Below are 12913 nucleotides of genomic sequence, written 5' to 3'. Positions count from 1 at the left end.
CCACTTCGCAAAGCGGAAGGATCCATGCTTCGTCAAGTCAACCCTACCCCCTATTTTACCATGAACGCATTCAATTGAAATGATTTCGTACGAATTTGTCCACTAATGATGCGAAACAGACTATATAGATAGCGAGGAGGGGATGAGATGGCAACGATCATACTTGACGCAGGGCACGGACCGAATACTGCGGGCAAAAGGTCGCCTGATGGCAAACTAGTGGAGTTCCGTTTCAACTCGGAGGTGGCGGAACTGCTACGGCACTATTTGCTGCTGGAAGGGGTCGACGTCTTTTATTCGCATGAAAACAGCCGGGACGTGCCTCTATCCGAAAGGGCTTCGATCGCAAACAGGTTGGATGCGGATGCGTTCGTGTCCATCCATGCAAATGCTTTCGGCAACGGTTGGAATGAGGCGCAAGGCATCGAAACGTATATGTACCCGCAAGTAAGCAAACGGACTGCTGCATTGGCTAACCTGATACATAGCTCAATGATATCCGCTTGCGGACGGAAAGACCGAGGGGTGAAAACCGCAAACTTCGCAGTGTTGAGGGAGACGAAGATGCCTGCCGTGCTAGTGGAATGCGGCTTCATGACGAATCGCGAAGAAGCGAGCCTCTTGCTATCGAGAGCATACCGCGTTCAATGCGCACGGGCGATTGGCTTCGGCATTTTGAGTTGGCTGTATCATGAGAAAATCGTGTAGACTGCTTGCTTTGAGCGCGGGGTGGCTTGCTTTGGACGCGGAACCACTCGCTTTGAGCGCGGGGCCACTCTCTTTGAGCGCGGGACCACCCACTTTGAGCGCGGGGGCAGTCTCTTTGAGCGCGGGACCACTCTCTTTGAGCGCGAGTCATCTTTATTACAAAAAGACTGCTACAGAAAGTCAGTTTTCACCGACTTTCTTGGCAGTCTTATTTAATTACATATATTCACAAGTTTAACTTACAGTAAACGTCAGCATAATCGGTTATTTCTTAGGGAATAATATTTTTCACAGATTGTTTCAAATAGGAGGGGGAAATACATGAAGAAATACGGTTCTATATTATTGTTAGGGTTGTTTTGTTTTTCACCAATTATCGTAAACGCCCATGTGAAATGGTTTACAGAAATGGAACCCGTAAAGGTTTCTATTGAACAGATCCTTTCAACAGAATTTATAATGTTGTCCTTATTAATCGCTCTTTTCTTAGCGTTATTATCTCAATTCATACCACAGTTAATGAAGATTCCCGGTGTCGCTAAAATTGATATGAAATTAGATGGATATCGGAAATATTCTCGTTATATTTTACAGTACGGTACAGCTTCCGCATTTATTTTACAAGTAGTTAATCGAACTATGTTTGCACCTGAATTCACTATCCACAATAGTTGGGAAACGGTTGTTATGTGGGCGATTATCATTTTGCTTCTTATTCCGCATCATGTAGCAACGAAAATAGCTTCCGTATTAATGCTTGGTTTATTTCTTTATATTTGGAGTTATTCTGGTTGGTTTCATATGTTGGATTATGGGTTTTACCTTGCTATTATCGGTGTTTTATTGGTGGGAAGAACAAAATTGGAGACGGCAGGGTTTCCATTCCTATACCTTGGTACAGGTTTAAGTTTATGTTGGGTTGCAGTAGAAAAATGGGTTTACCCTGGTATGACGATCGATATTATTCAACGCCATGGTGTCCCTACTTTTGGCTTTTCCCCAGAACTATTTATTGTGCTCTCAGCATTTATTGAATTTGTTGTTGGTTACCTATTAGTCGTCGGCATTCTCAACCGTTTATTAGCTGTCGTCGTAACCGTTTTATTTATCCTAACAACGACGATATTTGGCTATACCGAAGTAGTAGGACATGGGATGATTCATATTGTTTTATTAATATTTATTATTGAAGGAATATCCTTTTACCATCCGCCAGTTAAAATGCATAAGAACCGATTGGACCAAATGATTTTTGTTTTCCTTAATTTTTTATTTGTGCTCAGTACATTTTTATTGATCTATTACCGATTTGCATAAAATAGAACAAAAAAGACTGCCGGAGAAAATCAGCTTTCACTGACTCTCTTGGCAGTCTTTTTTCATTAAACATGTTTTACGTTATAACAAACAATCACAGATCCTGTTTTTGCTTCTCCATACACATGGAGCGGCGTATCATTGCCTTCTACATCCTTGTTGAAAATGATTGTACGGTGAAGGAACTGTTCTTGTTCTGTCGTTCTGCTGACATCATTCAGTTGCAGATCCAAACGTCCCATATTCGTGGAGATTTCTCCACGTAGAGGCGCATCGGATGGAATATACATCTCAACGGAACCACTCACCGTTTTGGCATCGATCTTTTGTGCCGAAGCGTCTGTTGTTGTAACAACTACGTGGCCATTCAACGATTTCGCCTCGACATCCTTCAATTTACCTGACACGTAGACACGTCCGTTGATCGTTTCAGCTTCGAGCGTTTCACCTGTACTTTCATTCAAGCGAATTGATCCGTTGCCTGCTTCGAGCTCAGCCTCTTTGAAGTCGATCCGCTCGATGTCGACTTTTCCGTTCGCCGTTTTCGAGTAGAGCCGGTCAACCGTAATATCCTGCAAGTTGAAACTCCCATTCAACAGTCTTGCGGAAACCTTGCGATATTCCTGATTTGGAATGAAAAGGTCGACATTGACTTGACTTAATTTCGAATCACTTAAGTAGCGCAGTCTTCCTTCGTCTTTCAGGAAGATCAATTTATCGAGAAATTCCTTTTTCGCATCTTCTTCCGATCTTCCATTAAAGGATTTGACGGTGAATTCCGCACGGATTTCCGAGTTTTCGGTTCCGTGGATCGAAACGCTTCCATGATCGACGTCAACGAGGATTTCATCCAAATCATCTGCCGGCTTCACAATGGTATGATGGAATGTGGAACCGCCACCGAACGGCGTGTCGAAATCGAAGCCTTTCATTCGTTCCACGGTTGATTGCATGAACTGCATGAAACGATCTCCAACGGTTACGAAATCTTTCCGAATATCTTCAATGAATTCATCCATCGATGGATCTTTGCCTTTCGACCTTTTAGAGTACTCGTTTGCACCATCTTGCTGCGGTTCTTCAACGCCTACCTTTTCCTCTGTCCAGGTTGTTCCACTGTCAGTCGTAGTCTGCTTTTTCTCCATTGCTTCCAATAGGGTTAAGGCTTCATCCATTGAAATTGTGCCGTTTTCCAACATTGTCAAGATACGTTTGCGTTCATTCTGCATCTTTCCGCCTCCTAGGTATGCTCGAGATTTTCAATTCGCATAGCTTTGTTAGACAACACTGTTGATTTGCGCTACAGGCGGACGCTTTCCGCGGGCGGTCCGTGAGCCTCCTCGTCGCAAGCTCCTGCGGGGTCTCACCTGGACACGCTTTTCCCACAGGAGTCGCCGCCTTCCGCTTCAATCAACGGAACTCCTTAAATCAACTACGAAGTTTAACAGAGCTTTTTCATTAGAGCCCCCACCAAATTCAGAACATAGCGGAGACTCCCTTAACACTTACTATATATACGAATCATCTGTCGGAAGGTTTCATTCTTTTCCAGCTGCAGTTTCAATCCGTTCTTTCATTCTTAGACGGTCGCGTTCCAAGATCGGCTTCAAATAGCGGCCCGTGTATGAGACTTCACTCTCAGCGACCTTCTCAGGAGTTCCTGTAGCAATGATTTGCCCGCCTTTGTCCCCGCCTTCAGGTCCGAGATCGATAATATGGTCGACGGTTTTGATGACGTCCAAATTATGCTCGATGACAAGGACTGTATTTCCGGAATCGACGAGCCGTTGCAAGACGTGAAGTAGCTTTTCAATATCATGGACATGAAGACCCGTCGTCGGTTCGTCCAAAATATAAAATGATTTTCCGTTCGAACGCCGATGCAATTCCGAAGCGAGCTTCACCCTTTGCGCTTCACCGCCCGATAACGTCGTGGCGGGTTGTCCAAGTTGAACGTAACCGAGACCGACATCGACGATAGTTTGCAGTTTTCTATGGATTTTAGGTATATTTTCAAAGAAAACGAGCGCATCTTCGACGGTCATGGAAAGGACATCCGCAATATTTTTCCCTTTGTACGTCACTTCCAACGTTTCGCGGTTATATCTTTTTCCGTGACACACTTCACAAGGGACATACACGTCAGGAAGGAAATGCATTTCGATTTTAATGATTCCGTCTCCGCGACAAGCTTCACAGCGGCCGCCTTTTACGTTGAAACTGAATCGTCCTTTTTTGTAGCCTCTCACCTTCGCCTCGTTCGTCATGGCGAAGACGTCTCGAACGTCATCAAAGACCCCTGTATATGTCGCCGGGTTCGATCGTGGCGTCCGTCCGATAGGAGATTGGTCGATTTCAATGACCTTTTCCAATTCTTCAAGACCCGTGACGGACGTGAATTGCCCAGGTTTCTGCTTCGACCGGTTCAGCTTTTGAGCAAGCACTTTGTAAAGAACTTCATTGACGAGCGTACTCTTTCCGGAGCCTGAAACGCCTGTCACCGCTATGAACTGCCCCAATGGGAAGTCTGCATCAACATTTTTCAAATTGTTCTCAGACGCGCCTTTGATCGATACGATTCGGCCATCGGGCTGACGCCTTTCAATCGGCAATGGGATGAACTTCTTGCCGCTCAAATATTGGCCGGTTAATGATTTAGGATCATTCATCACTTCTTCCGGTGTGCCGGCAGAAACGATTTGTCCTCCCGCAGCACCTGCTCCCGGGCCGATGTCGATCAAATAATCCGCGGCGATCATCGTATCTTCGTCATGCTCTACGACAATGAGCGTATTCCCAATATCTCGCATGCTTTGCAGCGTGCCGATGAGTCGGTCATTGTCGCGTTGATGAAGACCGATCGATGGCTCATCCAATATATAAAGGACGCCAGTCAACCTTGATCCGATCTGCGTCGCAAGCCGGATACGCTGCGCTTCACCGCCGGACAATGTGCCAGCCGCCCTCGATAACGTCAAATAATCCAGCCCGACATTAATGAGGAATCCTATTCTCTCGGCGATTTCCCGCAAGATAAGCCTTGCGATTTGCATATCCTTTTCGGATAGGACGAGATTGTTGAAAAACCGGTCCGCTTCCGTAATGGAAAGCGAGGTCACTTCTCCGATATGCGTGCCGTTCACTTTCACTGCGAGGGTTTCCTCTTTCAATCGATATCCGTGACATGCCGGACAGGCACGGCTCGCCATATATTTCTCCATTTGTTCCCGTATATAATCGGAGGATGTCTCCTTGAAACGACGCTCCACATTTGCGAGGACGCCTTCAAAATAGATGTTGTTCACACGTGTATTCCCGAATTCATTCGTGTATTGGAAGCGGATCTTTTGTTCCTTTGAACCATAGAGGATGATATTAAGGTCCTCATCTGACAAGTCGCTCACCGGCACGTCCATCGGTATTTTGAAATGCTTGCAAATCGTCTTCAATAGCTCCGGATAGTATTGGGAGCTCGTCGGAATCCAAGGTGCAATGGCGTCGTCATTTAAAGAAAGAGACTTGTCCGGGATGACTAGATCAGGGTCGACCTCAAGCTTCGTACCGAGACCATCACAATCAGGGCAAGCCCCGAACGGACTGTTGAATGAAAACATGCGCGGCTCCAGTTCCCCGATGGAAAATCCGCATATCGGACATGCGTGATGTTCGCTGAACAGCAATTCTTCTACATCGATTACATCGACCAATACATTCCCTTCAGCCAACCGTAGCGCGGACTCGAGCGAATCGCTTAAACGCGCTTCAATCCCCTCTTTCACGACGATCCGGTCAATGACGACTTCAATCGTATGTTTCTTATTTTTATTCAGTTCAATATTGTCATCGAGATCGATTACTTCTCCATTGACGCGAATCCGGACATAACCTTGCTTTTTGATGTCCTCGATCAGCTTCGCATGCGTCCCTTTCCTGCCGGATATGACAGGCGCAAGGATTTGAAGCCGGGAACGTTCCGGAAGCTGCATGATCCGGTCGACCATCTGCTCGATCGTTTGGGAGGAGATTTCAACCCCATGGTTCGGACAGATCGGCTTGCCGACCCGTGCGAATAGCAACCGTAAGTAATCATAGATTTCAGTGACCGTTCCAACTGTAGAACGTGGATTTCGGCTCGTCGTCTTCTGATCGATGGAGATTGCAGGAGACAGCCCTTCAATCACATCCACATCCGGCTTGTCCATCTGGCCTAAAAATTGCCTCGCGTAAGCGGAGAGCGATTCGACATACCGCCTTTGCCCTTCCGCATAAATCGTATCGAATGCGAGGGACGATTTCCCCGAGCCTGACAAACCGGTCATGACGACAAGTTTGTCACGCGGAATACGGACATTAATATCTTTCAGATTATGCACCCTTGCCCCTTGAATGACTATTTCCGTGTTTTTCATCGCATTTTCACCCTTCAGCCTTCAATTCTAATATCGTATCGCGCAATTCGGCAGCCCTTTCGAAGTCAAGCGCTTTTGCCGCCTCTTTCATTTCCTTCTCCAGAGTCGCAAGCAATTTCACTTTATCGTCCTTCGACAACTTCTTGCCTTTCGTCACTTTTTCCAGTGCAGATATATCCTCTTCGGCAACTTGAGTCGCCCTGATGACATCACGAACTTCTTTTTTGATCGTCGTCGGAGTAATTCCATGCTTCTCATTGTATGCAATTTGGATTTCGCGGCGTCTCGCTGTTTCGTCGATTGCCTTTTTCATTGAATCCGTGTAGCGGTCTGCATACATGATGACCCTTCCTTCAGAGTTACGCGCCGCCCTTCCGATCGTTTGGATGAGGGCACGTTCGGAACGGAGGAACCCTTCCTTATCCGCATCAAGAATCGCGACAAGCGACACTTCAGGAATATCGAGCCCTTCCCTCAACAAGTTGATGCCGATTAGACAATCGTACTTGCCCAAACGTAGTTCACGAATAATTTCAATCCGCTCTAGCGTTTTGACATCCGAATGCAAATATTGGACTTTAATACCGATATCTTTCAAATAGTCGGTAAGGTCTTCGGACATCTTTTTCGTCAATGTGGTAATCAATACCCTTTCGTTGCGCTTTGTACGCTCATTGATTTCATCAATTAAATCATCGATTTGTCCTTCGATCGGCCGTACCTCGATAATCGGGTCAAGCAAGCCCGTTGGACGGATGATCTGCTGAACCATCTCAGGCGTATGCTCGATTTCGTAAGGTCCGGGTGTTGCAGATACATAGATTGCTTTATTGACATACCGCTGAAATTCGTCGAACATGAGTGGCCTGTTGTCCAAGGCGGAAGGCAGACGGAAGCCATGATCGACCAATACTTGTTTCCGCGCCTGGTCGCCGTTATACATGCCGCGGATTTGCGGCAAGGTGACATGGCTTTCATCGACAACGATAAGAAAGTCATCCGGGAAATAGTCAAGCAGCGTATAAGGGGTCGCCCCTGGTGGCCGTAACGTTAAATGCCTCGAATAGTTTTCAATTCCGGAGCAGAAGCCCATTTCCCGCATCATTTCCAAATCATAACGTGTCCGTTGCTCGAGCCGTTGCGCTTCCAGAAGCTTATCTTCCTTCCGCAAGACTGCAAGACGCTCTTCCAATTCGGTTTCGATATTGGCAATCGCCTTCACCATTTTCTCTTCGCCTGTGACGAAGTGGGATGCAGGGAAGATGGCGACGTGTTCGCGCTCCCCTAAAATTTCTCCCGTAAGTGAATCCACTTCACGGATGCGGTCGATTTCATCTCCAAAAAATTCGATGCGGATGCAATGTTCGTCTTGCGAGGCCGGGAAGATTTCTACGACGTCCCCTCTAACCCGAAATGTCCCCCGCGTGAAGTTGATGTCGTTTCGTGAATATTGGATATCGACGAATCGACGCAGCAGCTCATTCCTGCCGATTTCCATACCTGTCCGAAGCGAGACGACGTGCTTCCCGTATTCCTCAGGCGAACCGAGGCCGTAAATGCAAGATACGGATGCGACGATCAGTACGTCATTCCTCTCGAATAAAGCTGACGTTGCGGAGTGACGCAACTTGTCAATCTCGTCGTTGATCGTCGCGTCCTTTTCTATATAAGTGTCCGTATGCGGGACATATGCTTCTGGTTGGTAGTAATCATAGAAGCTGACGAAATATTCGACAGCGTTGTTCGGAAAAAACTCTTTGAACTCGCTATACAATTGGCCAGCGAGTGTTTTATTATGTGCAATGACTAGTGTCGGTTTATTAACTTCTTTTACAACGTTTGAAACGGTGAACGTTTTCCCTGTTCCGGTTGCACCTAAAAGCGTCTGATGCTTTTTGCCTTCTTTGATGCCTTCTACGAGCTTCGAAATGGCGGCAGGTTGGTCGCCTAGCGGAACATAGGGAGCTTTTAAATCGAATTTCTGGACCATCTAAGCCCCTCCCCAAATGAATTACCTTTATTTTAACATAGACAAGTGCAAGACCAAAGAAATAAGGGAACACTTGTTTTAAATCCTATTCTTCGTGAAACTAGACCGTTGATTTACGCTACAGTCAATCGAACCACGAAGAGTTCGATTTGCCGTATTTCTGCGTTCTTTGCAGAAATTAAGGCAGCATGTCATATCCTGCTCCCTTAGGGTCGCAGAAAACATTGCTCGCAAAAGCCGTTCTTCGTGACGGCAGTGCTAAGATGTGCTCGCAACGCTACGCTTTTGCTCGCAAAAGCCGTTCTTCGTGACGGCTTTCGCAGGAGTCGCCGACTTTCACTTCAATCAACTGAGCCATCTCCCTGTCCAGCAACCTAAATAAAATACAAAAAACAAAAAGCGGGTCTGCTCTGCTAATCGATTGACGATTAGCGGCAGCCCGCTGCAAGTTACTTAATTTTCTTCAAGCCTCATCAGTTCATCCGTCAGAGTTTTGAAGGCGTACTCGTCCTTTTCATCAAGCGCAAGATCAATCAGCCTCAAGAGGCGTTTCTTCGTTTGCTCACGATGAATATGGTTCAGAAATAAATCCATGTAAATATCATTCAACAATCTCTCCGCTTGAAGAGAAGTACTACTTTTCCCCACGGCTTTTAAGAACTCGGCATATGAATAATTGTTTTCCATCTCCCTCACCCCTGATGCCTTTTTTTTATTATACATACATTCCGGGATCAGTTGCAAGGTTTTTGAGAATATTCTATTATTATTTTTTCAGGACGTTCCGTTCAAGCTTCCTCCGTCTTCTCATTTGAAGCACGGATTGTCACCTCGGAAACGATGAATACGATCGCTGCCATTATGACTGGCGTTACGGAAATCCCGACTGTAATCAGACCTGCCACGAGGACAGAAATTGCCTGCAACAGTTGAACACCAGTAACAGTTTTGCGGATTGCAGGTTCCCTTGTACTTTCTGCTTCCGGGAAAAGCATGTCCATCCGGAAGTCATCCCCCGCTCGTAATGCATGGACCAATTGGATGGATGAAGCAAACGCCAACGCACCGATAAAAATATATACGACGATCGGGAAAGGAATGAGGACGACACCTAACACCGCCAACGCCGTCAACCTGACCCATAGCCAGAAAATATCGTCCGTGCGCATCAGAGTCCGTCGCAGCAAATATCGCTGAGGGGACGTTTGTCCGAACTGTGCAGGGCGCATAAGGAATCCGAGCCACGCACGGCGGCTGACCGAGCCTTTTAAATGCGGGACATCTGTAAAGTAATTCGCGAAGCGGTAAAAACGCATCATCCGATTTTGCTCAAGCGTTATGAAATGTTCATAAGGAAACGGATTTGCATCACTTCTTTTCTTCCAGAATAAATAATAGACAGACATTAGTACACCGATTAAAGGAATTAAAGGGTATAAATAAGTAATTCCTGCTAGCACCGCATAAAAGAGAAGCGAAGCCAATACGAATCGAACAAGACGATCTTTCCAAATCCCTTCACCTTCATTCGCACGGCGGTAATAGTACTCCGTCTCGACATACTTCCATTTTACAAGGAAGATGACGACAGCCGTCAGTATGAATTGTGTTTTCCCTGCTACATCCGTTGCTGCCAACAATGGCAAAAGAACGATAAATAAAATGTATGGAATAGGAAGCTGTGAGAATAGCGAGTACCGCAATGACCGCTTCAAATACTCTTCAAGCTTGTTCTCCATTGGAAGGAAAAAGACGATATCAGCAGGCTTCAACAACGTAACAGGCGACCCGATGGATAAAGCCGCCCCGATGAGGATAGCCGCTATGATTGCAGAAGGGAATTCTGATGGCACTTCCTTCAGCCATTCACTGTAAGCGTACCCCCCCGCTCCTATCGTAAAGAGCAGGACGATTGCCAAGTGGCCAGTGAAAACGAACCGCATATATTTTTGCAGTTCAGTCATGTAGTGGACGAACCGGTTCCCCCAAATTTCACGCAAGTTGTTCATTGTCATTATCCTCGGTCATTGAAATATAAAGCTCGTCCAATGATGCATTCGGACGGTTGAACGCTTTCCGTAAATCATCCATCGTACCTTGCGCCCTCACACGTCCTTCATGAAGCAGAATGATCCGATCGCAATACTTTTCCGCAGTGGAAAGCACATGGGTCGACATCAATACCGAAGCGCCGTTAGCTTTCCTTTCGGATATTTGATCGAGCAAAGAACGGATTCCGATCGGGTCAAGCCCGACAAACGGTTCATCGATAATATACAGTGAAGGCTCCACTAAAAACGCACATAAGATCATGACTTTTTGCCGCATCCCTTTTGAGAAATGCGACGGAAACCAATTCAACCGCTTCTCCATCATGAACTCTTTCAATAATATTTCAGATCGTGCCTCGAACGACTCCCGATCCAATCCATATGCCATCGCTGTGAGCTCAAGATGTTCCTTCAATGTCAGCTCTTCATATAAAATCGGTGTTTCCGGAATATATGTGAACGCTTTACGGTAAACTTCAGGGTTTTCGCGAAACGTGACGCCATTCACTACAATTTCGCCTTCATGCGGATTCATTAGGCCAATAATATGTTTGATCGTCGTACTTTTTCCGGCACCATTCAAGCCGATCAAACCGACGAGCTCGCCTTTGCCGATTTCAAATGGTAAATCATGCAGGACAGGCTTACGTGTATATCCGCCTGTCACGTCTTTCACTTCAAGAATTGCCATAACCATCCTCCATTCTTGTTTCCATTTTACCAAACATCGGAACGGAATGCTTTGTCCATCTTTCACGTGTTAAATGAAAATATGCTACACTTGTGTCATTAATGAATACTTCTCCATGTTACGGAGACTGAGAATCAGAAAGGATGACTGCAAATGACATCATGTATCTTTTGTAAAATTGTAGAAGGCACCCTCCCTAGTGAGAAAATCTATGAAGACGAGAACGTCATCGCCATTATGGATGTCATGCCTGTGACGAAAGGGCATGTCTTGCTAATTCCAAAAGAGCATCGGGAAAACCTGTATGAAATGACGGAAGAAGAAGCTTCCCAACTATTTTCGGTTGCCCCAAAAATCGCGAACATCCTTAAAGAGGAATTCAAACCTGCCGGGATGAACTTGCTTCAAAACAATGGCGCTCCAGCAGGCCAGGCCGTTTTCCACTTCCATATGCATTTCATCCCAAGATACGATCAAACGGATGGTTTCGAATCAGATTGGAATCCGAAAGTGGAGGAATTCACACAAGAACGGATTCAAGAAATTGCAAATCAAATCCGAAGCCGTTTCAACAAAGAATAAGGCTTGACCTTCCACATAATTCCTGTATAATAAATGTAAGTTTTCGCTGACGATCGCGAGGATACGTTGGGAGAACGAAAAATAGAGTATAGTTGAGGAGAGATGAGAAATGAATACGAAAAATCTTATGTTAATGGCGCTATTAGTATCAGTCGGTGCCGCTTTGTACTTGGTCATTCCGGGGTATGGCGAGGGCATGAAGCCTGACTTCATGCTGACAATGATGTTCATCGGCATCTTTTTATTCCCGGACGTCCGCAGCGTCTTTTTGCTCGGAGCGACGACCGGAGTCATCTCAGGGATTTTCACAAGCTTCCCTGGAGGTTTCATACCGAATATTATCGATAAGTTCATTACGGCGTTTGTTGTTTTTGCGGTCATCGTTCTATTAAAGAAAGCCGCTAACCACTTAATCATTTCGACAATCATCGCTTGCTGCGGAACACTGTTATCCGGAACAATCTTCCTATCTGTCGCCATCTACGTTATCGGCGCGAAAGTTCCGTTCGGATTATTGTTTGTAACAGTCGTCCTTCCCGCAATCGCTATGAACGGGATAGTATTCTTCATCATCTACCCGATCATCAAAACATTATTGAAACGCACGTCATTTAAAACAGCATTATCCAATTGATAATAAAGCTTTTCCTTCCGGGGGAAAGCTTTTTTCATTTGCCCAAAACACTTTACCATGTTTTAATAAATCTATGAAAAGGAATACTATTCAAAATGAAAGGAGTGCACTCCATGAAAACTTCTACATTTCTCGCTGGTCTACTTGCAGGATCGGTGACAGCCGCTGTCACTGTGTTATTTTCCACTCCACAAACGGGAAGCGAAATCCGCTCGTCCGTTAAGAGCGCTTCAACTGACATGAAGCATAAATTGAACGACGTTAAAGGAAAAATCGCCGAGTTGAAAAACTCCATCACACATATGACGAAGGAAGCGAAGGAGTTAGTTCCTGAAGCTGTCACTGGCATTAAGGGGTCTATCGAACAATGGCAACTCTCGACTGAATCTAACAGACTTAAGCTCGAGAAGGAATTATCGGCAATCCAGACGTCACTCGCCGAATTGGAACAATCCATTGCGGAACAACAGAAGTAATAGGCATGTCTATGAGACTGTCCGGAAAGTCGATCAATCGACTTTCTGTGGCAGT

At 45.7% G+C, this 12913-nt stretch carries 12 protein-coding genes; 6 read left to right on the top strand and 6 right to left on the bottom strand.

The genetic code is table 11. The features are described 5' to 3' along the window. Positions 1-147: 147 nt before the first annotated feature. The 3 genes from AB1K89_RS05685 (at position 148) to AB1K89_RS05675 (ending at position 2025) form a co-directional block, all read left to right on the top strand. Positions 148-708 (top strand): N-acetylmuramoyl-L-alanine amidase family protein, encoded by a 561-nt coding sequence (locus tag AB1K89_RS05685; protein WP_413053812.1) that lies wholly within the window; start codon positions 148-150, stop codon positions 706-708. Then, positions 692-946 (top strand): hypothetical protein, encoded by a 255-nt coding sequence (locus AB1K89_RS05680; RefSeq protein WP_413053811.1) that lies wholly within the window; start codon positions 692-694, stop codon positions 944-946. Before AB1K89_RS05685 ends, AB1K89_RS05680 begins: the two co-directional genes overlap by 17 nt. A gap of 83 nt (positions 947-1029) precedes the next feature. Then, entirely contained in the window at positions 1030-2025 is a 996-nt protein-coding gene (locus AB1K89_RS05675; RefSeq protein ID WP_413053810.1) for a DoxX family membrane protein, read from the top strand. A gap of 65 nt (positions 2026-2090) precedes the next feature. Here AB1K89_RS05675 and AB1K89_RS05670 read toward each other — a convergent pair whose 3' ends face one another. The 6 genes from AB1K89_RS05670 to AB1K89_RS05645 all read right to left on the bottom strand — a co-directional run bounded on the left by AB1K89_RS05670 (position 2091) and on the right by AB1K89_RS05645 (position 11166). After that, positions 2091-3254: a DUF4097 family beta strand repeat-containing protein gene (locus tag AB1K89_RS05670; RefSeq protein ID WP_413053809.1), complete on the bottom strand. Its 1164-nt coding sequence runs from the start codon at positions 3252-3254 to the stop codon at positions 2091-2093. 309 nt (positions 3255-3563) lie between these two features. Beyond that, complete coding sequence (uvrA, locus tag AB1K89_RS05665) at positions 3564-6434, bottom strand: excinuclease ABC subunit UvrA (protein WP_413053808.1); 2871 nt, start codon at positions 6432-6434, stop codon at positions 3564-3566. A gap of 7 nt (positions 6435-6441) precedes the next feature. Then, positions 6442-8424 (bottom strand): excinuclease ABC subunit UvrB, encoded by a 1983-nt coding sequence (gene uvrB / locus AB1K89_RS05660; protein ID WP_413053807.1) that lies wholly within the window; start codon positions 8422-8424, stop codon positions 6442-6444. Between the two features lie 453 nt (positions 8425-8877). Next, a complete protein-coding gene (locus AB1K89_RS05655; RefSeq protein ID WP_413053806.1) occupies positions 8878-9111 on the bottom strand; it encodes an IDEAL domain-containing protein in 234 nt (77 codons plus the stop codon). Between the two features lie 101 nt (positions 9112-9212). Continuing rightward, positions 9213-10433: an ABC transporter permease gene (locus tag AB1K89_RS05650; RefSeq protein WP_413053805.1), complete on the bottom strand. Its 1221-nt coding sequence runs from the start codon at positions 10431-10433 to the stop codon at positions 9213-9215. Continuing rightward, on the bottom strand, positions 10417-11166 hold the full coding sequence (locus tag AB1K89_RS05645) for an ABC transporter ATP-binding protein (protein ID WP_413053804.1): 750 nt from the start codon (positions 11164-11166) through the stop codon (positions 10417-10419). Before AB1K89_RS05645 ends, AB1K89_RS05650 begins: the two co-directional genes overlap by 17 nt. Before the next feature lie 153 nt (positions 11167-11319). On the opposite strand from AB1K89_RS05645, the gene AB1K89_RS05640 reads away from it, so the two are divergent. From AB1K89_RS05640 to AB1K89_RS05630, 3 genes are all read left to right on the top strand, one after another. Continuing rightward, on the top strand, positions 11320-11748 hold the full coding sequence (locus AB1K89_RS05640) for an HIT family protein (RefSeq protein ID WP_413053803.1): 429 nt from the start codon (positions 11320-11322) through the stop codon (positions 11746-11748). 109 nt (positions 11749-11857) lie between these two features. Continuing rightward, positions 11858-12382, top strand: a complete 525-nt coding sequence (locus AB1K89_RS05635; protein ID WP_413053802.1) for a tryptophan transporter — start codon at positions 11858-11860, stop codon at positions 12380-12382. 113 nt (positions 12383-12495) lie between these two features. Beyond that, positions 12496-12858, top strand: a complete 363-nt coding sequence (locus AB1K89_RS05630) for a YtxH domain-containing protein (RefSeq protein WP_413053801.1) — start codon at positions 12496-12498, stop codon at positions 12856-12858. Positions 12859-12913 lie beyond the last annotated feature (55 nt).

This window comes from Sporosarcina pasadenensis (genome assembly GCF_047228845.1).
GTDB lineage: Bacteria > Bacillota > Bacilli > Bacillales_A > Planococcaceae > Sporosarcina.
Note: the sequence above shows the minus strand (reverse complement) of the source record. Positions and strands in the feature narration are given on the sequence as shown.